The 21,802-nt window shown below is 60.7% G+C and carries 20 protein-coding genes; 11 read left to right on the forward strand and 9 right to left on the reverse strand.

The window, feature by feature from the left end:
- Window positions 1-223: 223 nt before the first annotated feature.
- Together JHW44_RS19980 and JHW44_RS19985 are read right to left on the reverse strand one after the other, a co-directional pair.
- Window positions 224-1,333: a ParB/RepB/Spo0J family partition protein gene (locus JHW44_RS19980; RefSeq protein WP_089345245.1), complete on the reverse strand. Its 1,110-nt coding sequence runs from the start codon at window positions 1,331-1,333 to the stop codon at window positions 224-226.
- On the reverse strand, window positions 1,326-2,726 hold the full coding sequence (locus JHW44_RS19985) for an AAA family ATPase (protein WP_089345244.1): 1,401 nt from the start codon (window positions 2,724-2,726) through the stop codon (window positions 1,326-1,328). Before JHW44_RS19985 ends, JHW44_RS19980 begins: the two co-directional genes overlap by 8 nt.
- A 520-nt stretch (window positions 2,727-3,246) precedes the next feature.
- On the opposite strand from JHW44_RS19985, the gene JHW44_RS19990 reads away from it, so the two are divergent.
- Window positions 3,247-4,440: a replication initiation protein gene (locus JHW44_RS19990; RefSeq protein WP_089345243.1), complete on the forward strand. Its 1,194-nt coding sequence runs from the start codon at window positions 3,247-3,249 to the stop codon at window positions 4,438-4,440.
- A gap of 184 nt (window positions 4,441-4,624) precedes the next feature.
- On the opposite strand, the gene JHW44_RS19995 is transcribed toward JHW44_RS19990, so the two are convergent.
- From JHW44_RS19995 to JHW44_RS20005, 3 genes are read right to left on the reverse strand one after another with little or no spacing between them, the layout of a single operon-like run.
- Complete coding sequence (locus JHW44_RS19995; protein WP_089345242.1) at window positions 4,625-4,855, reverse strand: DUF2783 domain-containing protein; 231 nt, start codon at window positions 4,853-4,855, stop codon at window positions 4,625-4,627.
- Complete coding sequence (locus JHW44_RS20000; protein WP_089345241.1) at window positions 4,852-6,426, reverse strand: FAD-dependent oxidoreductase; 1,575 nt, start codon at window positions 6,424-6,426, stop codon at window positions 4,852-4,854. The genes JHW44_RS19995 and JHW44_RS20000 overlap by 4 nt, the downstream gene beginning before the upstream one ends.
- 4 nt (window positions 6,427-6,430) lie before the next feature.
- Window positions 6,431-7,390 carry an MBL fold metallo-hydrolase gene (locus tag JHW44_RS20005; protein WP_089345240.1) on the reverse strand — a complete coding sequence of 320 codons (960 nt, stop codon included), beginning with the start codon at window positions 7,388-7,390 and terminating at the stop codon, window positions 6,431-6,433.
- A 127-nt stretch (window positions 7,391-7,517) separates the two neighbouring features.
- Between JHW44_RS20005 and JHW44_RS20010 the strand changes: the two genes are divergently transcribed.
- Window positions 7,518-8,255 carry a helix-turn-helix domain-containing protein gene (locus JHW44_RS20010; protein ID WP_089345239.1) on the forward strand — a complete coding sequence of 246 codons (738 nt, stop codon included), beginning with the start codon at window positions 7,518-7,520 and terminating at the stop codon, window positions 8,253-8,255.
- Between the two features lie 115 nt (window positions 8,256-8,370).
- The gene (locus tag JHW44_RS20015) at window positions 8,371-8,862 is read left to right on the forward strand and encodes a MarR family winged helix-turn-helix transcriptional regulator (RefSeq protein WP_089345238.1); all 492 of its coding nucleotides are present in this window, start codon (window positions 8,371-8,373) and stop codon (window positions 8,860-8,862) included.
- 5 nt (window positions 8,863-8,867) lie between these two features.
- Here JHW44_RS20015 and JHW44_RS20020 read toward each other — a convergent pair whose 3' ends face one another.
- Window positions 8,868-9,293 (reverse strand): MarR family winged helix-turn-helix transcriptional regulator, encoded by a 426-nt coding sequence (locus JHW44_RS20020; protein WP_089345237.1) that lies wholly within the window; start codon window positions 9,291-9,293, stop codon window positions 8,868-8,870.
- A gap of 152 nt (window positions 9,294-9,445) precedes the next feature.
- Here JHW44_RS20020 and hmgA point away from each other — a divergent pair, with 152 nt between their 5' ends.
- The 8 genes from hmgA to JHW44_RS20060 all read left to right on the forward strand — a co-directional run bounded on the left by hmgA (window position 9,446) and on the right by JHW44_RS20060 (window position 18,109).
- On the forward strand, window positions 9,446-10,813 hold the full coding sequence (gene hmgA / locus JHW44_RS20025; RefSeq protein WP_218822594.1) for a homogentisate 1,2-dioxygenase: 1,368 nt from the start codon (window positions 9,446-9,448) through the stop codon (window positions 10,811-10,813).
- 119 nt (window positions 10,814-10,932) lie between these two features.
- Window positions 10,933-12,150, forward strand: a complete 1,218-nt coding sequence (fahA, locus tag JHW44_RS20030) for a fumarylacetoacetase (RefSeq protein WP_245847294.1) — start codon at window positions 10,933-10,935, stop codon at window positions 12,148-12,150.
- A 2-nt stretch (window positions 12,151-12,152) separates the two neighbouring features.
- Window positions 12,153-12,854 carry a maleylacetoacetate isomerase gene (gene maiA / locus JHW44_RS20035; RefSeq protein ID WP_089345235.1) on the forward strand — a complete coding sequence of 234 codons (702 nt, stop codon included), beginning with the start codon at window positions 12,153-12,155 and terminating at the stop codon, window positions 12,852-12,854.
- Window positions 12,851-13,855 (forward strand): TRAP transporter substrate-binding protein, encoded by a 1,005-nt coding sequence (locus JHW44_RS20040; RefSeq protein WP_089345234.1) that lies wholly within the window; start codon window positions 12,851-12,853, stop codon window positions 13,853-13,855. The genes maiA and JHW44_RS20040 overlap by 4 nt, the downstream gene beginning before the upstream one ends.
- Window positions 13,852-14,364, forward strand: a complete 513-nt coding sequence (locus JHW44_RS20045) for a TRAP transporter small permease (protein WP_089345233.1) — start codon at window positions 13,852-13,854, stop codon at window positions 14,362-14,364. The genes JHW44_RS20040 and JHW44_RS20045 overlap by 4 nt, the downstream gene beginning before the upstream one ends.
- Window positions 14,361-15,671, forward strand: coding sequence for a TRAP transporter large permease (locus tag JHW44_RS20050; RefSeq protein ID WP_089345232.1), 1,311 nt, complete (start codon window positions 14,361-14,363; stop codon window positions 15,669-15,671). Before JHW44_RS20045 ends, JHW44_RS20050 begins: the two co-directional genes overlap by 4 nt.
- A gap of 113 nt (window positions 15,672-15,784) precedes the next feature.
- Window positions 15,785-16,972 carry a winged helix-turn-helix domain-containing protein gene (locus JHW44_RS20055; RefSeq protein ID WP_089345295.1) on the forward strand — a complete coding sequence of 396 codons (1,188 nt, stop codon included), beginning with the start codon at window positions 15,785-15,787 and terminating at the stop codon, window positions 16,970-16,972.
- Between the two features lie 138 nt (window positions 16,973-17,110).
- A complete protein-coding gene (locus JHW44_RS20060) occupies window positions 17,111-18,109 on the forward strand; it encodes an NADPH:quinone reductase (protein ID WP_089345231.1) in 999 nt (332 codons plus the stop codon).
- A 48-nt stretch (window positions 18,110-18,157) separates the two neighbouring features.
- On the opposite strand, the gene JHW44_RS20065 is transcribed toward JHW44_RS20060, so the two are convergent.
- From JHW44_RS20065 to JHW44_RS20075, 3 genes are all read right to left on the reverse strand, one after another.
- A complete protein-coding gene (locus tag JHW44_RS20065; protein WP_089345230.1) occupies window positions 18,158-19,702 on the reverse strand; it encodes a sulfatase in 1,545 nt (514 codons plus the stop codon).
- Window positions 19,703-19,856: 154 nt separating this feature from the next.
- Entirely contained in the window at window positions 19,857-20,861 is a 1,005-nt protein-coding gene (locus JHW44_RS20070; protein WP_089345229.1) for a transketolase family protein, read from the reverse strand.
- A gap of 12 nt (window positions 20,862-20,873) precedes the next feature.
- The gene (locus JHW44_RS20075) at window positions 20,874-21,800 is read right to left on the reverse strand and encodes a transketolase (protein WP_089345228.1); all 927 of its coding nucleotides are present in this window, start codon (window positions 21,798-21,800) and stop codon (window positions 20,874-20,876) included.
- Between the last annotated feature and the right edge of the window lie 2 nt (window positions 21,801-21,802).

Below are 21,802 nucleotides of genomic sequence, written 5' to 3' on the forward strand. Positions count from 1 at the left end.
TTTATTTGAATAACCTTATTTATATCCGCATAAAAACATCAAAATGCGGATATATTTCGCCACACGCGCTACAGGATCGCCTTGCCACATTTCAATCCGGGAACCGCCCGTTCCAACAAAGGGCATAGCTGGCATACGAAGACCTCCGGTGGTTTCGCAACGAAACCACCGGGGGCTTGCATCGCTCAGGCTCGACGACGTCGCGCCCCCTGCCCTGAAACTCTCAGCGATCAAACATCTCGCGAATGTTCTTGACGATCTGTTCGATGATCTCATCCGACACGGCGTCACCTTCCAGCCGCAGCAGGTAAGCCTCGCCGTCACGGGCCTTGCGTATGGTGACCCCACCCGCTGCATGAACCACGCGTCCGGGTTCAGGTCGGGAAGCTTTCGGTTTGGAGCGTGGCCGACCACCGCGACTGATATCACGCGGTGCCAGTTCAAGATCGCGGATCAGGGGCTCCAGAATCGACCATTCCTCTTCCGCGTCATCAGCCCGATGTTCCGACAGCGCCCTGCGCAACTCATCCTCGGCACCGCGTCGCAACGCCGATGCAAGACGCAATCCGCGGCGCTCGGTCAAGGCTTCGGGAAACTGAAGCATGTCGCCGAGTTCCTCGAAGATCAGGGCAAAGGACCGGACCTTGGAACGCTTGGCCTTGGAACCCGTCGCGAACAGACGGTCGACCGCATCTTCAGTGCTGGAGAATGCCCCTTGATTGGCGGCGATGACCGCAATCCGTCCCCGTTCGAAATGGCTCAGTTCCTCGCGAACCTCGTTTTCCTCGATCATCGAGATAAACGCGCCATCCGCCTCGGTCCGGGGCCGGATCAAGGCCCGGATGACTGAATACTTCGATCCCTCTGTCATTTCCAGCAAACCGCGCATCGCGAGCAGTCGCCGGTAACCCGACAGCAGTCCATAGCGGCGCCCGTCCCTGCCCGGTTTCTCGAGTTCGAACACTTCGATTGGCAGCCGCAAACCATGCGCAGCAATCGATTGACGCAACTCGTTCATGTCGTCTTCGCTGATCGTCATCCGGTCACGGATCATCGCGCCTTCATCAATCTGATCAAGCGGCAATTCGACCATCAGAAGCCCCTGCTCCCGCGCGGAATGCAAGCGCGCGGAATCAGCTTCGAGCTTGGCGCGTTCGGCGCGGGCATCGGCGGTTTCCGTATTTGCGCGGGCCGCGGTCTCGGCGGCGACCTGCGCAATCGGGGCAATGCCACCCGCAAGACTTGGCCGCTCGCCGGTTTCGCTGCGAAACTGTCGTTCGATCCGATCCAGATCCGCGCTGCTTGGAGTTTCCAGACGTCGCCGCTTAACCATGTGCCAGATCCTCCTCGCCGGCTTCGAGTTGTTCCATCTGCAGATCGCGCCACCAGGTCCCCAGAATCAACTCCTTCACTTCCGCCCATGTGCGATCAAAGGTCTCGCGCCCGCGCACATAGGTATCGCGGTTGAACTCACGGTAATCAGCCTCATAGATGCCGTTCACCTGCTCTCCGGCCTGTCCGACCATCGCCGTCATTTCCTGCCGATAGGTGGTCATGAAATCCCCGAAATAGGCCTGGATGACATTGGCCAGATCGGTTTGCTGCGCGGCGTCGAAGCGGGTCACGATCGCCCGCACCGCATCCCATTCAAAACGCATCTCGGGCAGGCCATCACGGCGACGCGCTGCATTTTCGCCATCCTCGACGCTGGCAAAGGTCGAATAGAGCATGTCGAAAAAGCGCCCGGTGGAATCAAACTCCAGGAAAGTCGCGCCGAGCGGCACCAACAAGATGTCAGCTGCAGCCAGGGCGTTGATGGTCAGATAGCCGAGGGCAGGGGGGGTATCGAGGATGATGATATCATATTCATCAACGATGCGGTCATTGACCAAACTGTTGCTTAACGCATCCCAAAGCGGCCAGCCGCGCAACCCCATTCGCCAGACGGGCACCTGGAACTCGGCCCAATAGAGGTTCAACTGAGCTCCAACCAGATCGATGTTGGGCCAATGTGTCGACTGAATGACGTCGCGCGCCGAGAACTTCAAAGCCTCGGTCAGCGTCTCATCGAAGGGCAGGGGGGGCTGACCGGCTGCTTCCCGAACGCGGTTTTCGTCCTGCAGTGCCAGCGCATAATCCTTGGCCAACAAGGGAAAAGCAGTGGACCATTCGTCGGGAACCTGACCGCCCATGATCGATGTCATGCTGCCCTGGCTGTCCAGGTCGATCACCAATACCTTGTAACCGTCCAGCGCGGCAGACATCGCCAGATGCGCGGCTGTCGAAGTCTTGCCGACCCCACCCTTGAAATTGGCGACAGCGATCGTCTTGGCCGGCAGCCCCTCCGGACGCCAGGGCCGGTATTCTCGGTCGGCGGCACCTTCCGTTGCGAAATGGTTGCGCAAGCGCAGGACATCTTCAAGTGAAAACCACTTGGAATTTCCCTCGCCCATCCCTTGCGGAAGGTCTGGATATTTCCGCAGCACTCGTCTGAAATGGGCAGGGGCGACAGGGATCAGGTATTTGCAGACCTCCCAGGTTGAAAAACGCCGTAACCGTTTGCGGCCATCCGGGGCGTATCCCCGTTCGGCAAGATCCTGACGCCCGCGCGAGGCAAAGGCTGCCGCCTTGGCGAATCGTGCGGTGCCGATAGGTTCAGACAGCTTCTCTGCGGCCTTCGCTGGATCGATGTTGAAATACGGCGGAAGGGGTTCCTTGCCTGACATCTCATTTCCTTTGCGATGTACTGCTTCAATGTGTGTTTTGTTAGAACTATTGCACATCATTCCCCTCAAGTGGATCATTTCAAGGGGTTTCGCGGCGAAACTTGATGTTTCCTGATAGAAAAGCAGCCCTAACAAGCTTGTAGACTGTTTAATGACTTTAGAGTCTTTGCGTCTTGCTTATATCATACAAATCAATGGCTTATTCGAGATTTGGTACCCATATTCGGGATCATGGGCACCCATGAGCAGGATCATAGGTATCCGGATTCAGGGGGAAAGGCTCCGATTCGCAGGTTTACGGGTATTATTTTGCGGGAAGGCCATCTGGACGACGGTTTTCGCACGAAACCCCGGGAAAACTGGCTCTGCCCATCCCGAAAACAGGTGCCTTTGGAAGAGCCGAGTTCGAAAGGAACCCATTTGCGGGACGGGAAACTTGCTGAAAAGGGTGCCCGTGGTCACCTTGCCTGAGGGTACCTTTTGGGGCATAGTGGTGTCACAAAAATGACGAGCAGAAACGATGGATGAAATCCCGAAAGACCGGCTGAGTGGCGCCCTGCGCCGTGGGGCCGTCAAGAAACATGTGGCAGCGATCCATGTCTCGGGCAAGCTGACGCTGTTGCAGCGCAAACTGTCGAACGTCTTGCTGCTGAATGCCTATGACACGCTGATCAGTCGCAGCCGGCACCAGATCGATGCTCGCACGCTTTGCCTGATGATCGGCTATAACTCGAACGACATGGATACCCTGAAGCAGTCCCTGCGTGGTCTGGCAGAGACGGTTGCCGAATGGGACATGCTGGATGAAAAGGGCCAGCAGGAATGGGGCGTGTCCAGCCTGCTCAGCTATGCCAAGCTCAAGGGTGGTATCTGTGAATATGCCTATTCGCCGGCCTTGGCCGAGAAGCTGCATGATCCCAAGGTCTTTGCGCTGATCAACCTGAACATCCAGCGCCGTTTCACCTCGGGGCATGCGCTGGCGCTGTATGAGAACTGCTATCGCTTCGTGCGGACCGGATCCACGGGCTGGTGGCCGCTTGACCTGTTCCGTCGGCTGATGGGGATCGACGGGTCGAGCTATTACGAGACTTTCAAGCATCTGAATGCCAAGGTGATCAAACCCGCCGTGGCCGAGGTGAACAAGACCAGCAATATCCTGGTCTCGCCTGAAACCCGCAAGACGGGCAGGGTGGTGACCGAGATCCGCTTCCGCATCAAGGACAATCCCCAGCTTGCGATCCTGGATATCGATGACGGTGAGGCCATGCGGCACGGCCCGGTCTATGCACGGTTGCGTCATCTGGGAGTCAGCGATCGTCTGGCGCGACAATGGCTGAAGGCGCATGGCGAAGATCAGGTGACGGCCAAGCTGGACTATGTGGAGACCCGCAAGAACGTCAAAAGCAAGGTCGGCTACCTCAGCGCCGCTCTGGATGGTGATTTCGGCGCCGAGCAGCAGCGTGATGATGTTCCCGCGCCGACCAGCGCGCGTGCCGAACGGCTGCGGCGTATCCTCGAGGCGGTCAAGGCGCGCACGCCGACGCAGCGCGACGCGGACCGGCGGCTGTTCCTCAGCCAGTTGCAGGACAGCGCTGCACGCGATGATTTTTCGCGCCACGGCTGGATGTCGCCCCTGAACGCGGCGCGGATCGCCGAGTTCTGGCAAGAGATGTCTCCGGGGTTGTTTGACGGGATCGAGGTCGAAGCGGTCTGAGGCATCTCCGCTGTCGGGGCAGGGGCCCCGAAGTCTGATGGCGGGATTGCTCAATCCGGGCAAATGAACCGCGGAGCAAGCAATCACAGATATCGTTGAAAGATAACTGCGGCTGCAAGAGCACCGGAGTTCATCGGTGCGAACGGGCCAGCGATCGTGATGGCGGTCACCCAGTTCAGAGGCTTCAGGCTGGCGGTTCTTTTGACCTGTTCTCCGAGGGCTGACCGGAGGTCCACGCCAATTCGATGGCCTCGCAGATGATCCGGCGATCACCGATATGGTTGATCAATGTCAGAGCCAACCGTGCCCAGAGCTTCTGGCTTTCGTCCTCGGACAGGCCGTCGTGCATCTGCACCAGCTTTTCATAGATGTCGTCGGGGTTTCCGAGGTTCGGTGTCGTGATCAATCGGGTCATGAGGCACCTTTCCCCGCGCGTTCCAGTGCGGTGGTGATCTTGTTGGATGTGGGGGACTTCCAGCGCGCTGCAACATATTGGTCGGGGCGAACAAGACAGGCATTGCCTGGCTGCAGCCCCATCCTGTCGGCGGCAGTTCCGTCGATCTCGACCACGTGCAGACCCGTGGGCAGGGTGCCCCGCCAGCCATGGCTCAGAAGAGCGAAATCATCGCCCAGCTTTTCCAGCAACCAGCCATCCTTCAGCCTTGCATCCAGAACCGGTGCACCGGGGGGAACACCGCCGTCCCAGATATCTTCATCGGGGGTGGACAGCGGGCTGTCGTCGTAGCTGACGGGGGTGGAGAGCCGCCCCGAATTCACGAGAGGCCTTGCAAAGTCGTGATGACGGGCCAGTTCCAGAACGGCATCACGCAGCGCCAGACTGGCTGCGGATTTCGGCGTCAGGAAATCGGTCGAGCGGGTCGAGTTCAGGATGTTCTCATCCGCCGTTGCGATGGCCTCGTCATTGTAGGTTTCGATCAATGCTTCGCTGGCCAGACCCTGCAGGACGCGATCCAGTTTCCAGCCGAGATTGTCGATATCGGCAAAGCCACCATTGCAACCTCGCGCGCCGAAAGGCGACACCAGATGGGCGGAATCTCCGGCAAAGATCACCCGGTCATGGACAAAACGCGCCATGCGGCGGCATTGGAAGGTATAGACCGAGTACCACTCGCGTTCGAATTCGACATCCTCGCCCAACATGGCACGGATGAAGGGTTCGACATTCTCGGGGCGCGTCGCGGCCTCTCTATCGATATCCCAACCCAACTGGAAATCGAGCCGCCAGACATCGTCGGGTTGGCGGTGCATCAGGGCCGATTTTCCGGGGTTGAAGGGCGGATCGAACCAGAACCAGCGCTCGGACGGGAAGTCGTTGTTCTTCATCCGGATGTCGGCGATCAGGAAATTGTCCTCGAAGACGCGACCTTCGAAATCCAGCCCCATGCAGTCACGCACCGTGGATCGCGCGCCATCGCAGGCGACCAGCCATTCGCAATGCAGGCCATAGTCGCCACCGCCCGTTTCGACAGAGACATCCACCCCGTCACGACTGTTGTTCACCGCCGTGACCCGATGTCCCCAACGGATATCGACATTGGGCAGTTCCATCAGGCCATCCAGCAGGTATTCCTCGATGTAATATTGCTGGATGTTGATGAAACCTGGGCGCTTCTGACCTTTCACGGGCAGCATGTCGAACTGATAGACAGGGTCGGTGCCATCGCCGCGAAAGACCTTGCCCAGGTTCCATGTCACGCCCTTGGCGACAGCGCGGTCTCCGACACCCAAGCGATCCAGAATATCAAGCGAGCGTTTGGAAAAGCAGATCGCCTTGGAACAATGGGCGATGAAGTCAAGCCGGGTCAGGACGGTGACGGGATGCCCGCGACGCCCCAGATCCAGCGCCATGGCCAGCCCGACCGGGCCGGCGCCGACCACCACGACGCGGGCGTGGTCCTGCGAGGCGGCCGGAGCCGGGCTGGCTCCGATATCCTTGTAAACGGGAATGCCGGAAACATTGGCCATGGGATCAGTCCTGCAGTTTGGCCCAGACCTCGCGGTCGCGCTCGGCGGTCCAGATGCGGGGATGTTCGATTCCATCGAATTCGTCCCACAGCCGCTGCACGTCGAAAGGCAGGCAATGTTCAAAGATCGGCCAGGCACCGAATTCCGGGGCCAGCGCGTCGCGGGTGGCCTCGAAGGCCTGCTTCAGCGTGCCATTGGCCTTGTGAACGCGCCCGACGTTTTCGATCATCCCGTTCAGGAACTTGCGCGTCTGTTCGACGGCGGCATTCGTTTCGGCCACCCCGCGCGAGACCGGTCCGCGCCCGCCAATCAGGTTTTCGGCGCGATACGCCTTCACATTGTCCAGCGTGCCGCTGGCCCAGTCGAAGTGATAGGCATCGCCCGTGTAGAGCGCGGCCTTGGATTCGACCAGATCACCCGCATAGAGGGTGCGCGACTTGTCGTGCCATACGGTGATGTCGCCGCGCGTATGTCCGCGCCCCAGAAAGCGCAGTTCCAGCTTGCCGCGATCCCCGCCCAGTTCAATGTCATAGCGGTCCTTGAAGGTGATCGTCGGCCAGGTCAGGCCGGGGACTTCCTCGGCATTCTTTGCCAGTCGCGGCATCCGCCCGAATTCGCTTTTCCAGTCCTGTTCGCCGCGCTCTTCGACCAGATCACGGCTGGCTTGCGACATGACAATGTCCTGCGCGTCAAAGGCGCTGGCCCCCAGTACGCGGACGGCGTGATAATGGGTCAGAACCAGATAGCGGACCGGCTTGTCGGTCTGCTCGCGCAGGATCTTCAGCCATTCGCGCGAGGCCGTAGGCGTGGCCCGCGATTCGATGGCGACGACGAAATCCTCACCCTCGACGGCGCCGACATTTGGGTCGCCCTCGGCGGTCAGCGCATAGATGCCATCGCCAAGTATCTCGAGTGTATCGGTTTTTTCAGCCGTATCGGCCGAAGATGCGAAGGGTTTGCTCATCTGTCTTTCTCCTGTGCATTTCAGGTGGAATGCCGTTAAAATCATTTCTAATGAAACGATTTCCGGCTGTCTGTCGATAGACCTGTGGACAGGACAGGAAATCCGCCGCTGTGGGAGGAGGCGCAGAATGACATTTGCCGGATTGATCGACCCTGACCGTGCGGCGGCGCTGTTGGATATCCGCAATCCGCAGCTTTTCGCCGAACGCCTGTTGCAACTGGCCCATAGTGCCGCGGGCGTCGAAGAGCTGTTTGCCTATCGCGTTGGCGAGGGCGCGCCGGAAACGCTGGCCTCTTCCAGTGACCTGGGGGATGCCGAGGAACGGATACGTGCCTATTCGCGGCGTTTTCACCGCAGCGATCCGGCGGTGGCGGCCCGCCTGCAGGCCTCGCCCGAGACGGGTTTCTCCTGTCGGGTGTCGGCCTCGGATATCGAGTTGGGGGCCTATCGACGGCTGTGCTTCGACCAGCCGCGTTTTGCCGAAAAGATCTGCTTTGGCTGGCGGGGCGACGATCACAGCCTGATCGTGACGTTCTATCAACGCAAGGCAGGCCGCGATCCGGATATGGCGCAACTGGGAGCATTGGCCCAGATCGCCATCACCGGCCTGACGCGTCTGGCGGCACCGGCAAGGAAAGAGGCCTCGCCCGTCGATGAAATCCAGGGGCGTCTGAGTGAGGCCTATCCGGTCCTGACTCTGCGGGAAACTCAGGTCTGCGCGCGGACACTGGCTGGACGTACCGCCCGGCAGATCGCACAGGAACTGGGGCTGGGACAGGGCACCGTGCTGACCTACCGTCAGCGGGCCTATCAGAAACTGGGCGTTTCAAAGGCGAATGATCTGTTGGCAACGGTGATGAATTGAGTTCGCCAAACAGGCATTTGCCGACGCAAATGCCGCCATCGGGTTGAATTTCACCGCCCACCGGGCCATTCGTTGCAAAAGAAACAGAAAGGGCCGGTCGGACGGCGGTCAACAGATGCGAATAGAAACTTTCTTTCCCTATCGCCTCGCGGTGGTGGCCGAAGCATTCTCGCGCCAGCTGGTTGCGGTTTACGGGCGCGAACATGGGTTGTCGCGGGAAGAATGGCGTCTGCTGTTCCTGCTGGAGGATGCCGGTGCGCTGGATTCATTGCAATTGTCGCAACGGACCTCGCTGGACAAGGTTCAGGTCAGCCGGGCGGCCACGCGGCTGGAATCCAAGGGCCTGATCACGCGCGAGATCCTTGGTTCGGACCGGCGGTTGCGCAACTATGCCATTACCGAGAAGGGGCGGCTGGAGTTCCAGCGGGCCTTTGGCGGTGTCGAGTCGCGGGCCAACGAAATCCTGCAGGCCATGCCGGCACGCGACCGTGCGGCGCTGGAGCGCGGGATCGCGGCATTGGATCGCGCGATCGACAAGGTGACTGCCCCGGAAGAGGGGCGGGGCACCAGCTTTCCACGCCCCGGAAGCAGCGAAACGGATCGCTGAAACTGTCAGATCGTCGGCGGAGACAGCCGGTTCAGCGCACGGTTGAAGGCCTCGGCATCCTCGCCCAGTTCGGCAAGCAACTCGGCCTGAAAGCGCGCCGCCGCCTCTCCCAGCCGAACCATCAGCGCGCGCCCTTCATCGGTCAACTCCAGAACGATCAATCGCCGGTCTGAGCCATGGCCGGATTTGCGCAGCAGCCCGGCCTCTTGCAGGCGGGTGGCCGCGCGGCTGACGGCGGGTTTGTCCAGATTGACGCGCTGGTTGATGTCGCGCACGCTGACAGCACCCGAATGGTTCAGATGAGACAGAACCCGCCATTCGGGAACCGACAGGCCAGCCTCGACCTCGTAGAAAGCGGCGAATCGACGGCTGACCTGTGCGGCGGCCACCGACAGCCGGTAGGGCAGGAACTGATCCAGTTGAAATGTCATGGCACCTCCGTGTTTTGTTGATTTCAGCGCAAATTCATTGCGATTACAACGATTTTCAGGAGCCCCTCTGAATAATGCTTGACGTCGTTGCATTCGCAACGGCATGATTGTTGCAATCGCAATGAAATGACATGCATTGGAAGGAGCCGGCCATGACTTCTCAACCCGCGATCTCCGGTATGACCCGAGCCAGCGATACCGGCGGCACCTTGCCCGGTTACATGCCTGGTTTTGGCAATGATTTCGAAACCGAAGCCTTGCCCGGTGCGTTGCCTCAGGGTCAGAACAGCCCTCAGAAATGCAACTATGGTCTCTATGCCGAGCAATTGTCTGGCACGGCATTTACCGCGCCACGCGGTCAGAATGAACGGACTTGGTGTTATCGCATCCGGCCCTCGGTCCGCCATACCGGGGCGTTCACGCGCCTTGATGTGCCCTATTGGAAGACCGCGCCCAATGTGCTGCCCGATGTCACCAGCCTTGGACAATACCGTTGGGATCCCGTGCCGCTGCCCGACGCCGGTGCCGATCTGACATGGATCACCGGCATGCGCACCATCACCACGGCGGGTGACGTGAACACGCAGGTGGGCATGGCCAGCCATATCTATCTGGTCACGCGCTCCATGCAGGACGAGTATTTCTTCTCGGCCGACAGCGAATTGCTGGTTGTCCCTCAAGAGGGACGACTGCGTTTCTGCACCGAATTGGGAATCATTGATCTTGAGCCGAAGGAAATCGCGATTCTGCCCCGTGGGCTGGTCTATCGGGTCGAGGTTCTGGAAGGTCCGGCGCGCGGCTTTGTCTGCGAAAACTATGGTCAGAAATTCGACCTGCCCAGCCGCGGACCGATCGGCGCGAATTGTCTGGCCAATCCGCGCGACTTCAAATGCCCCGTCGCGGCCTTCGAAGATCGCGAGGCTCCCAGCCGCGTCGTGATCAAATGGTGCGGCCAGTTCCACGAGACCCACATCGACCATTCGCCGCTGGATGTGGTCGCATGGCATGGCAATTACTGCGCCTACAAATACGACCTGCGGACCTATTCTCCGGTGGGGGCGATCCTCTTCGACCATCCGGATCCGTCGATCTTTACCGTTCTGACCGCGCCTTCGGGGCAGGAAGGCACGGCCAATATCGACTTCGTCCTGTTCCGCGAACGCTGGATGGTGGCGGAACATTCCTTCCGTCCGCCCTGGTATCACAAGAACATCATGTCCGAGCTGATGGGCAATATCTATGGCACCTATGACGCCAAGCCGCAGGGTTTCGCGCCCGGCGGGATGAGCCTGCACAACTGCATGTTGCCCCATGGTCCGGACCGGGATGCCTTCGAGGGTGCCTCGAACGCGGATCTGGGGCCGGAAAAGCTGGATAACACGATGAGCTTCATGTTCGAGACCAGGTTCCCCCAGCATCTGACCGAATTTGCCGCCAAAGAGGCCCCGATGCAGCAGGAATATATCGAGGTCTGGCAACAGCTTGAGAAGAAATTCGACGGCACGCCCGGTGAGAAATAGCCTCTCGGCATCAGGGTGCGGTCAAGATAATGGTTGCAATTGAAACGAAAATGCGAAAATTTGCAGGTGATGTCACCGGCCTTGCCCGGACCTGATCGCATGAACACAGGAGATGTGGCGTGACGACGACCGATCCAAAATTGCGCAGCTGGGTAGAGACTGCGAATTCGCCGGATTGCGATTTTCCAATACAGAACTTGCCTTTCGGCGTTTTTTCGGTGGCGGGCGACACGCCACGCTGCGGGGTCGCCATCGGCGACAGGATTGTCGATCTGGCGGCCTGCGAGGCGGGCGGTTTTCTGCAGGCGGGCGGCACCTTTTCGCGTCCGCATCTGAATGATTTCATCGCATTGGGCCGCGCGACATGGGATGATATCCGGCAACGTCTGACGGCGTTGCTGGCCGAAGATGGCGAGCGGAACCTGCCGCTGGTCGCCATGGGTGATGCGACCATGCATCTGCCGGTGACCGTGACCGAGTTCACGGATTTCTATGCCTCGAAGAACCACGCCTTCAATGTCGGGGTTCTGTTCCGTGGCCCCGAAAACGCCCTGCCGGCGCAATGGACCCATATGCCTATCGGCTATAACGGGCGGGCGTCCTCGGTCGTCGTCTCGGGGACCGATATTCACCGGCCGATGGGGCAGGTGAAGGGCGAAAGGGGGCCCGTGTGGTCACCATGCCGCCGTCTTGATCTGGAACTGGAACTGGGTGCCATCGTCGGCGCGAACAGCGCCATGGGCGATCGGGTCAGCGTGGCAGAGGCCGAGCAGATGATCTTTGGTTATGTCCTGCTGAACGACTGGTCGGCGCGTGATCTGCAGGCCTGGGAATATCAGCCTCTTGGGCCGTTTCAGGCCAAGGCCTTTGGCACCACGATCAGCCCCTGGATCGTGACCCAGGCCGCGCTGGAGCCATTCCGCTGCGAGGGCGCGGCGCGTGTCAATGAACTGCTGCCCTATCTGCAGGAAGAACGGCCGGGCTTTTATGACATGCAGGTCGGCTGGTCCATGAATGGTCAGAAGATGGCGCAGACGAATTACAACGTGATGTATTATTCCAGCGCCCAGCAACTGGCCCATCACACCGAATCCGGCTGTCCGATGCGGGTCGGAGATCTGTTGGGCTCAGGCACGATCTCGGGGCCGGAATTGAATCAGACCGGTGCCTTGCTGGAGATGACCCAGGGCGGCAAGAACCCCGTCACGGTCAATGGTGTCCCGCGCAGCTTCATCGAGGACGGGGATGAGATCGCTCTGTTCGGCTATGCCGAAGGCGAGGGATATCGCATCGGTTTCGGACCGTGCACGGGCAAGATCCTGCCCGCGAAGGCCTGACCATGGCAGAGCGGGCCGAACAGCTGGCGCAGGACCAGCAGATTGTCTTGTATGACTACTGGCGCTCTTCCGCATCCTATCGGGTGCGGATTGCCTTGGGCCTGAAGGGGCTGAGCTTTCGCAGCATCTCTGTCGATCTGGTGGCAGGCAGCCATCACGACGGGGCGCATCTGGCGCGCAATCCGCAAGGGCTGGTTCCGGCGATTGAAATCGACGGGCTGATGCTGACGCAGTCGCTGGCGATTCTGGAATATCTGGAGGAAAGCCGCCCCGGGCATCCGCTCCTGCCGGCCGACCCCGCGCAGCGTGCCCATGTGCGGGCGCTGTCCTTGGCCATTGCCTGCGAGATTCACCCACTGTCCAACCTTGGCGTGCTGAAAAAGGTTGAAGGATTGGCCGGAGCCCAGGCTCGCGCGACATGGAACCGCGACAATATCCGTCGCGGTCTGGAAGCGGTCGAGGCCATGTTGGAGAGGTCGGAATTTTCCGGGCGCTTCTGTCTGGGTGAGCGGCCCGGCATGGCCGATTGCACGCTGATTCCCCAGCTTTACAATGCGACGCGCTGGGGGGTGAATTTCGACGATCTTGGCCGGATCTGCGCGGTGGCGCAGTCCTGTGACGACGTGCCGGCCTTTGTTGCGGCGCGACCGGAAAATTTTGATCCCTCGCGGGAGGCGAGGGAGCTACAGGGAGAGACGAAATGAAACCGCTGAAGCTTGCACTTGCCGGACTGCTGCTGTCTTCGACGCCATTGATGGCGGAAGAGTTGATCCTGTCATCCTGGCTGCCGCCGAAACATCCGATCGTCGTCAATGCCATCGAACCCTGGGCCGAAGAGGTCGAGAAAGTCACCGATGGCCGCGTGACCGTGCGGATCATGGGCAAGCCGCTTGGCAGCCCGCCGGCGCATTTCGACATGGCGCGCGACGGCATTGCCGATGTCACCTATGGGTTGCATTCCTTTACCGAGGATGATCGCTTTACCCGTGCCCGCCTGGGCCAGTTCAGCTTCCTTGGGGATGACGCAATTGCCAATTCCAGGGCCTATTGGAAGATCTATGGTCAGGATCTGGATGCGGCCGAAGAGCATAAGGGCACGCATCTTCTGGGGTTGTTCATGCATGGGCCGGGATTGCTGCACAACAATGTCCGCAAGATCGAAAAGCCCGAGGACCTGGCCGGTCTGAAGATCCGCGTTCCGGGCGGATATGTCGGCGATCTGGTGTCCTCGCTGGGGGCGGCGCCGCTGTTCATGTCCTCGACCGAGGTTTATGAGAAGCTGTCCCGTGGCGTGATTGACGGCGTGGCCTTCACCTATGAGGCCATGACCGCCTTCAACCTGACCGATTACATCAAATATTCGATGACCGTGCCGGGCGGGATCTATAACACCACTTGGTTCTTCGTGATCAACGAGGACAAATGGGAAAGCCTGTCCGAGGAAGACCGCGCTGCCATTGACGCGATTTCCGGCGAGGCCTTCGCGGAACTGGTCGGGCAGGCATGGAATGATGCCGATACTGCCGCGCTTGCGGAAGTGGGTGACAAGGTCGATTTCTACGAAGCCAGCCCCGAGGTCGTTTCGGCGTTGCGTGACTCGGGAGCTTCTCTTGAACAGGACTGGGCTGGCAGTCTGGGCGAGGGCCATGATGGATTGGCGGCGCTGGCCAAGTTCCGCGAGATGACGGGTGTGAAGGTGGAATGAGCGGTCCTGACCTGATGGCCGGTGGCAGCGCTCCGGATGGTGATCCGGGGCGGCGCCACCGGCACAGCATATGGTATCGCGTTCTGGCGGGGGTTTCGGCCCTGATGATCGCGATGCTGGTCGGCGTGACCTGCTATGATGTCATCGGCCGCTATGTCTTCAACCATCCTTTCGGCGGCGCCTATGAGCTGACGCAGATGTTGCTGGCCGCGCTGGTCTTTGTGGCCCTGCCGTTGACCAGTGCCGATGGCGCCCATGTCGAGGTCGATCTGGCGCTGCATCTGTTTCCGCGCCGGGTCCAACGCCTTCTGGGGCGGTTGGCCGGTTTCGCGTCGGCGGTGGTGTTGTTCTATTTCTCATATCGTCTGGTGCTGATCGGGCTGGATCAATGGCATGACGGCACGCGCAGCGCGTCGCTGGCCCTGCCCATGGCACCGCTGGCATTTCTGGCCGCGGCAAGCTGCGTCCTGTCGGCTGTTGCGATGATTTTGCGCCGGGAGGCCGCATGACTATTTCCCTGATCGCGCTGGCCATCCTGTTGCTGCTGGTCTTCGCGCGCGTTCCCATCGCCTTTGCGATGGCCATCGTCGGAGGCATCGGCTTTGGCCTGTTGCGCGGCTGGGGTCCGGCCGGGGCCATGGTCGGGAATGCGGTGTTCGAAACCGGGCTGAACTATTCCCTGTCGGTCGTGCCGCTGTTCATATTCATGGGCAATGTGCTGGCCGGTTCGGGCATTGCGCAGGGGCTGTTTTCTGCCGCCGACCGTGTTTTTGGCCGGATGCGGGGCGGGCTGGCCATGGCGACGGTGATGTCCTGCGGCGGATTTTCGGCTGTCTGCGGATCTTCCCTGGCGACGGCGGCCACGATGTCCAAGGTGACGATGCCCTCGATGCGTCGTTTCGGCTATTCCGACAGTCTGGCGACGGGGGCGATAGCTGCGGGGGGCACGCTTGGCATTCTGATCCCGCCTTCGGTCGTGCTGATCATCTTTGGCCTGCTGACCGAGGCCGATATCGGCAAGCTGTTCCTTGCGGGCATCATTCCCGGCATCCTGGGCATCATCGGCTATCTGCTGGCGGTGATGGTGGCGGTCCGCCTGAAGCCCGACCTGGCGCCCGAGGTCAAGGAAGTTCAGCCGATGACACGGCGCGACGCGGTCAGCGTGGCGGCGGTTCTGGGGTTGTTCGTCTTCATCATGGCGGGAATCTATGGCGGTTTCTTCACGCCGATCGAGGCCGCAGGCATGGGCGCGGCCATGGCGCTGTTGATCGCCATGGCGACGGGCGGCTTGACACGCGGCGCGTTGTGGAACGCCCTTGTTGACAGTGCCACGGCCTCGGCGATGATCTTTGCCATCATCATCGGAGCCGAGATCTTCAGCAATTTCGTGACATTCGCCGGTCTGCCCGACAGCCTGAGTGATATTGTCGGCGCTCTTGGATTGTCGCCCTGGACGGTGCTGTTGGTGATCGTGCTGATCTATATGGTGCTGGGATGTTTTCTGGAAAGCCTGTCGATGATCCTGCTGACGGTGCCGGTCTTCTATCCGCTGGTCGCGAATCTGGATTTCGGGCTGGCGGTGCTGCAGGATCCCGACGCCGTGCTGATCTGGTTCGCGATCATCGTGGTGGTGGTCACCGAAATCAGCCTGATCACCCCGCCCATCGGCATGAATGTCTTTGTGCTGCGCTCGGTCCTGCCGGATATCGCGCTGGGAACCATCTTTCGGGGAGTCTTCGTCTTCTGGGTGGCCGATATCATCCGCCTTGCGCTGATCATCGCATTGCCGGTGCTGTCGCTCTATCTGACCCGCTGATCACAGGACGCCTTACGCTATGGGGCGGGCCTGTGTAACATTGGACCCGACCCGGATGAGGCACCGATGACACGACAGATACTGCCCGCAGAGCCATGCGGTCGCATGGCACGATGACCCCTTTGCGGATCGACAATGAGACGGCTCGGCACCTGTGGCTGGACAGTCAGGGGCTGGGTGCCCCGCCCACCGGACCGCTGGATGTCGCCGGGATGATCAGACGGCTGGGCTTTGTTCAGCTTGATTCAATCCAGATCGTCTCGCGCGCGCATCATCATATCCTCTGGAGCCGCAATCAGAAATATCGCGAGCCGATGCTGGACCGGGTGATGTCGCGCGACCGTGCGGTGTTCGAACATTTCACCCATGATGCCTCGGTGATCCCGATGGAATTCCTGCCGATCTGGCAGCGACAGTTCCGGCGCAAGCGCGAGTATCTGGACAAGGCCAGCTGGTTCAGGGGCTTGCCCGACGCGGCTGAACGTGCGGCGATCCGCGACCGGATTGAGGCCGAAGGGCCGCTGTCGACGCATGATTTCGACAGCAAGGTGACCGACCGGACGCATATGTGGGCGCGTCCACCCCATAAACTGGCGCTGGATTACATGTGGTATGCGGGCGAATTGGCAACATGCCACCGCGTGAATTTTACCAAGTTCTATGATTTGGCCGAACGTGTCTTTCCCCGGCATTTGCGGGAGGAAGAGATACCGGAAAGTGAACAGGTTTCCCGCCTGTGCCATGAAGCGCTGGACCGGCTTGGCTTTGCCAGCGTGACCGAGCTGCAAAAGTTCTGGGACGCGGCCACCCGCGCCGAGGTGCAGGCCTGGGCCGCCAGAGCCGAAGGGCTGCGCCGCGTCGAGGTCCAGACGGCGCGGGGCGACTGGATCGATGCTTTGGCCTCTGCCGATATTGATGACCGCATCGCGGGGCTGACGGGTTCGGGGTCGCGGGTGCGGGTGCTGAACCCCTTTGATCCGGCCATCCGCGATCGGGCGCGTCTGCAGCGGCTGTTCGGCTTTGACTATCGCGTCGAGATGTTCGTTCCCGCCGCCAAACGCATCTGGGGCTATTACGTCTTTCCCCTGCTGGAAGGCAGCCGGTTCACCGGACGTATCGAGATCAAGGCCGACCGCAAGAAGGGGCGGCTTGACGTGTTGAACTTCTGGCCCGAACCGGGCCTGCGCTGGACCCCGGCGCGACTGGGCCGGCTGGAGGCCGAACTGTCGCGCCTGACGCGACTGGCAGGGGTGGTCGATGTGCATTGGTCTGCCGAGGCCCGATGCGCAGCCGGTGCGTAAATGCCGCCGGTTCGGTGTCCTGTTTCATCCCCATCCGATTGCAGGCATTGTCCGGCTTCACATGCTGACACCATGCATTGACCACCAATCTGGATCGTCCCGGGCAGGGCGGTCCCATCGAAGAGGAAAGACCGGCACATGAAAGCCATCGTCAATACCCAGCGCGGCAGGGCGACCGAAACCCTGCATCTTGTCGAGATTGACCGACCCGAACCCGCTGCCGGTGAGGTCCGGGTGGCCCTTCGCACCTCGGGGGTGAACCCCTCGGACTGCAAGCTGCGCAGCGGAGTTCAGGGGCCGATGGTCGCGGATCGTGTGGTTGTCCACAATGACGGTGCGGGTGTGATCGAGGCAGTTGGGTCGGGCGTCGATCCCTCGCGCGTCGGTCAGAGGGTCTGGCTGTATAACGTCAACCGTTCTGCCGATGGCACCAGCCAGGGGGTGCGGGGAACGGCTGCCGAACAGGTCTGCGTTCCTGCGGAACTGGCGGCTGAACTGCCCGACGGGATCGGCTTTGATGCCGGGGCCTGCCTGGGGGTGCCGGCGATGACGGCGCATCGGGCGCTGTTCTGGGCCGGGCCGCTGCGTGACAAGACGGTCATGGTGACAGGTGGCGCAGGGGCCGTGGGACATATGGCGGTCCAGATGGCCGCAGCGGCGGGCGCGCGCGTGGTCGCGACGGTCAGTTCGGATCAAAAGGCCGAAATAGCCCGGCAGGCCGGTGCCGAGATTGTTCTGAACTATCGTCAGGGTGATCTGGCTGAACAGATCCTGTCCGTTCTGGGTGAAAGATCCATCGACCATCTCGTGGATGTCGATTTTGCCGCCCATGTCGACATTCTGCCCCGCATCATGCGTTCCGGCGGCAACGTGGGTGCCTATGCGACCGCCAGCAATCTGACCCCCGCCTTTCCCTTCTATCCGCTGGCCATGACGAATATCGCCATCCATCTGGTCTTTGTCTATGCGTTGCTGCAGGCGCAGAAGGATCAGGCGATTTCCGAGATCAACACCTTCCTGCGCGAGGGCAAGTTGAAACCGCTGATTGCAGAGCGCCTTGCCCTTGCCGAGGCCGCTGCCGCACATGAGGCCATTGAAAGTGGCCGATTGATCGGAAATGTGATCCTTGAAATCTGACCTGGCGTGATCTGCGGCAGCCTTTTGAAAAGCTGCCGCAGATTGGTCTCAACAGCCCGCTTGTGCGGCCAGATGCTGGTCGGTCATGCCCAGACGCGCCAATTGCTCGACCGGGTATCCTTCTTCGTCCATCATCTGGCGCGCCAGTTGCATCATCCGACGGCGGTCATCGTCATGGCTGTCCCACAGGTTCTGTTCCTGCCCCGGGTCGGAACTGCGGTGATACAGGAACGACTGATAGGTGCGCGGGTCGATGGTGATCGGTGTCTTCCATAGCGGCAGATCGACCGAAGGGTCGAAATAGCCCTGTTCGGCGGGTGCCTCGGGCGGGCGACCCACGCGGCCGTCAACCGGATTGTCCACGATCAGCGGGCGCGAAATCGCGGTCGAATAGGTGAACAGAGGCTCGCCCTCGACCGGGGCGCGGAACAGGGTCCAGTCGCCATCGGTCACGCAGAGTCCCTGTCCGAAGGTGCCATAGATCAGCGCCTCATGCGGGCTGTCGCCGGTGCCAAGGATCATCGGCATCAGGCTTTTCGAATGGCGGTTCGACTCGGGGATCTCGCCTCCGGCGGCATCGATCAGCGTCGCAAACAGGTCGACGGTCTGGCTCAGCCCACCGACATGGGCGCCCTTGCCGGGGTTCTGCGGGTGCCAGACCAGCAGCGGAATATTGGCGTGGCTGTCGTAATGCGGGAACTGTTTCCCAAAGGCCCGGCGTTCGCCCAGATCATGGCCATGATCGGTGGTAAAGACGATCATTGTGTCTTCCCACAGATCCAGCGCGTCCATCTTGGCCATCAACCGGCCAAGCCAGGTGTCCATCATCGTCACCTTGCCCATGTATTGGGCGCGCAGGAAATCCAGCTCTTCGGGGGTGGTCTCATCCATGAACCGTTCCAGATCGGCATAGACCTGATAGGGCGGCCAGATGTTGAAATCGTCCTTCTTGCCGTCGGTATACATTGACGCATAGGGCTCGGGCACGTCGAATGGTTCGTGGACGTCAAAGCATTCCACATGCAGGAAGAACGGCCCCTTGCGGGCATTCTCGTCCAGCCAGTCGCAGGCACCCTGCAGAACACGGGGCGCGAAGTAATCCTCTTCGCCTTTGAAATCGGCCACATTGGCAGCGTATTGGCGGATATGTTCGGCCGCGCGGTATTTGGCGACATTCCTGACCCATTGCGGGTCTTCCTTGCTGGAATCCGGCACCTTCCAGCTGTCGACCTCATGTCCGCGCACCATATGCAGCGACTGAAAGCCCTGCATGTAGCCGTTCGCCTCTTCTTCCCAGTAATGATAATGGTCGGTGACCATCGCGGTCATCATGCCGGTCTTGGCGATTTCCTTGGGCAGACGCGGGTCGAACACCTCCAGCCCGCCCCAGGGACGCCACAGGAATTCCTTGCGCCCGGCCATGATCTCGCGCCGCGCTGGCATGCAGGGCAGGCTGCCGACGAAATGATCATCAAATATCTGGCAGCGTTGTGCCAGTCGGGTGATATTGGGCGTGCGGCAGGGCGTGTCGGGGTTGTAGATCGACAGACAGTCCTTGTTCAGACTGTCCACCAGGATGGTAATGATGTTCATGAGGTTTCCTCCCCCGGGGCTACGGGTCGTCTGGGTGCCTTGCAGAAGGTGAACGCCTGCAAGGCTTTGTCTTGTCTTGGCCGTTCAATGGATGCTCTGCGGGGCTGCCGCAAGAGTGAATGAGGGTGGCGGACAGCGCCGCCACCCGTCATGCCTAGAGCGCTTCGGCCTTGACCAGCGAATGGACATCTTCGACCCGGGCCGAATCCAGATCATCCTCGGTGATGCCGAAATTCTGCTTGGTCAGATCCTCGATCCCCCGCACCAGGGCCAGCGCGTCCAGCCCGTAATAGCGCATCAGGTAGGGGCGCGAGCCACCATGGGCATAGGTGTCCTTCAGTCCCAGACGGATCAGCCGCTTCCCGACGCCGGCATCCGCCATGGTTTCCGCGACCAGAGAGCCTATGCCTCCTTCGGTCACGTGGTTTTCCAGCGTGATGACACCATGTTTCACCGAGCCGATGTGATCCAGCAGCGCCTTGCTGTCGAAGGGTTTGATCGTATGCAGGTGAAGATGGCGGATTGACAGGCCAGCCTTGGCCAGTGCCGAACGGGCGCGCATTGCCTCTTCGGTGCAGATGCCCGAGGTGACGACAAGGATGTCGTCGCCCGAGGACAGCTCGCGCATTTCACCGACCTTGATCGGCGTATCGAACAGCCGCGGGACCGAGCCGCGCAGAACGCGACACCAGACCGGGCCGTCAATGCTGTCGGCGGCTTCACAGATCGATTCCACCTCGGTCGCATCACCGGTTTCCAGAATGGTCATGTTCGGGATCGAACGCATGACCGAGATATCCTCGATCGACTGATGGGTCATGCCGCCGGGCGTGGTGATGCCGGGCAGGAAGCCCATCAGACGCACCTTGCGACGCGGATAGGCGATCGAGGCCATCAGCTGGTCATAGGGGCGGCGATACATGAAGACGCCAAAGGTATGGATGAACGGGCGATAGCCTGCCAGACCCAACCCGCCGGCAAAGCTCATCATGTTCTGCTCGGCCATACCGAGGCTGAGGAACTGATCGGGATGCCGGTCGCGAAAGCCATCAACCTCGCAGGACGAGGTCAGGTCCGCAGAGAGGCACAGAATGTCGGGGTTGCCCGCGGCAAAGGCTTCGAAAGCCTTGGCATAGGGGCGTGATACCATTTCCACCATGTTGCGAACTCCTTAGTGGCTGTAGTCGACAGGCTCGACGCCCAGATCGGCGGCGATGGACACATTCATGCGGGCGCGTTCTTCTTCGGACTTGAAGCGCACATAGTGCAGGCGCGGGAACCGCTCTTCCAGAATGGACATGCTGTTGAAGGGGTTGGTGCGCGCAAGGATGATCAGCGGACGGCCCTCATGGCTTTCCTTTACGGCATCGCGCATGGCCGAGATGTCATGCCCGTCGATCTCGACACAGGTGGCGCCGAAATTCTGGAACTTGGTCTTGATGTCGCCGACCTCCATCACGCTGGACATGGCGCCGTCGCATTGCTGGTCGTTGACATCCATGATCGCATAAAGGTTGTCGATGCCGTGATAGGCGGCCGATTGCACGGCTTCCCAAGTCTGGCCTTCCTGCACTTCGCCGTCGGACATGAACACCCAGGTCCGGCCCGGTTCGCCACGCCGCTTGCGGCCATAGGCAAGGCCCGCGCCGGTCGACAGGCCGATGCCCAATGTCCCGTTGTGGACCTCCATGCCCGGCGAATGTTCGGCACCGATCATCTCGACACTGGAGCCGTCCTTGTTGAACATCTCGAGGCCTTCGGGGGCCATGCGTCCGACCTCGATCAGGGTCGCATAGGCCACCAGCGCGTAATGTGCCGGCGCAATGAACAGCCGGTCGAAATCGGGGGCGGCGGGACCGTTGTATCCTGCGCCCGTGTGATAATCCGGGTTGGAGGGCGAAGGGACGCCTTCGAAGGGTTTGGGAATCATCGGCAGGGTCGGCGCGCCCAGATTCAGCTCTTCATTGTAAAGCCATGCCAGTTGCTCGCCGGCGGAACAGGCCTGGCTGAGGTAGCCGCCGTTGTTGCGCATCGAGTGTTCGAACACACGGCGCCGGATTCCCAGCGCGACTTCCTCTGTCGTTCTTTCATTGCGCATTT

It is taken from the genome of Paracoccus seriniphilus (assembly GCF_028553745.1).
Taxonomy (GTDB): Bacteria; Pseudomonadota; Alphaproteobacteria; order Rhodobacterales; family Rhodobacteraceae; genus Paracoccus; species Paracoccus seriniphilus.

What these genes read in the sequence shown, in the direction of transcription:
- JHW44_RS20010 (WP_089345239.1), top strand. Translation starts at nt 7,518, where the DNA reads ATGACATTTGCCGGATTGATCGACCCTGACCGTGCGGCGGCGCTGTTG.
- JHW44_RS20040 (WP_089345234.1), top strand. Translation starts at nt 12,851, where the DNA reads ATGAAACCGCTGAAGCTTGCACTTGCCGGACTGCTGCTGTCTTCGACG.
- JHW44_RS19985 (WP_089345244.1), bottom strand. Translation starts at nt 2,726, where the DNA reads ATGTCAGGCAAGGAACCCCTTCCGCCGTATTTCAACATCGATCCAGCG.
- JHW44_RS20065 (WP_089345230.1), bottom strand. Translation starts at nt 19,702, where the DNA reads ATGAACATCATTACCATCCTGGTGGACAGTCTGAACAAGGACTGTCTG.
- JHW44_RS20075 (WP_089345228.1), bottom strand. Translation starts at nt 21,800, where the DNA reads ATGCGCAATGAAAGAACGACAGAGGAAGTCGCGCTGGGAATCCGGCGC.
- JHW44_RS20015 (WP_089345238.1), top strand. Translation starts at nt 8,371, where the DNA reads ATGCGAATAGAAACTTTCTTTCCCTATCGCCTCGCGGTGGTGGCCGAA.
- JHW44_RS20005 (WP_089345240.1), bottom strand. Translation starts at nt 7,390, where the DNA reads ATGAGCAAACCCTTCGCATCTTCGGCCGATACGGCTGAAAAAACCGAT.
- JHW44_RS19990 (WP_089345243.1), top strand. Translation starts at nt 3,247, where the DNA reads ATGGATGAAATCCCGAAAGACCGGCTGAGTGGCGCCCTGCGCCGTGGG.
- JHW44_RS19980 (WP_089345245.1), bottom strand. Translation starts at nt 1,333, where the DNA reads ATGGTTAAGCGGCGACGTCTGGAAACTCCAAGCAGCGCGGATCTGGAT.
- JHW44_RS20020 (WP_089345237.1), bottom strand. Translation starts at nt 9,293, where the DNA reads ATGACATTTCAACTGGATCAGTTCCTGCCCTACCGGCTGTCGGTGGCC.
- maiA (WP_089345235.1), top strand. Translation starts at nt 12,153, where the DNA reads ATGGCAGAGCGGGCCGAACAGCTGGCGCAGGACCAGCAGATTGTCTTG.
- JHW44_RS20060 (WP_089345231.1), top strand. Translation starts at nt 17,111, where the DNA reads ATGAAAGCCATCGTCAATACCCAGCGCGGCAGGGCGACCGAAACCCTG.
- hmgA (WP_218822594.1), top strand. Translation starts at nt 9,446, where the DNA reads ATGACTTCTCAACCCGCGATCTCCGGTATGACCCGAGCCAGCGATACC.
- JHW44_RS20000 (WP_089345241.1), bottom strand. Translation starts at nt 6,426, where the DNA reads ATGGCCAATGTTTCCGGCATTCCCGTTTACAAGGATATCGGAGCCAGC.
- JHW44_RS20050 (WP_089345232.1), top strand. Translation starts at nt 14,361, where the DNA reads ATGACTATTTCCCTGATCGCGCTGGCCATCCTGTTGCTGCTGGTCTTC.
- JHW44_RS20045 (WP_089345233.1), top strand. Translation starts at nt 13,852, where the DNA reads ATGAGCGGTCCTGACCTGATGGCCGGTGGCAGCGCTCCGGATGGTGAT.
- JHW44_RS20070 (WP_089345229.1), bottom strand. Translation starts at nt 20,861, where the DNA reads ATGGTGGAAATGGTATCACGCCCCTATGCCAAGGCTTTCGAAGCCTTT.
- JHW44_RS19995 (WP_089345242.1), bottom strand. Translation starts at nt 4,855, where the DNA reads ATGACCCGATTGATCACGACACCGAACCTCGGAAACCCCGACGACATC.
- JHW44_RS20055 (WP_089345295.1), top strand. Translation starts at nt 15,785, where the DNA reads ATGACCCCTTTGCGGATCGACAATGAGACGGCTCGGCACCTGTGGCTG.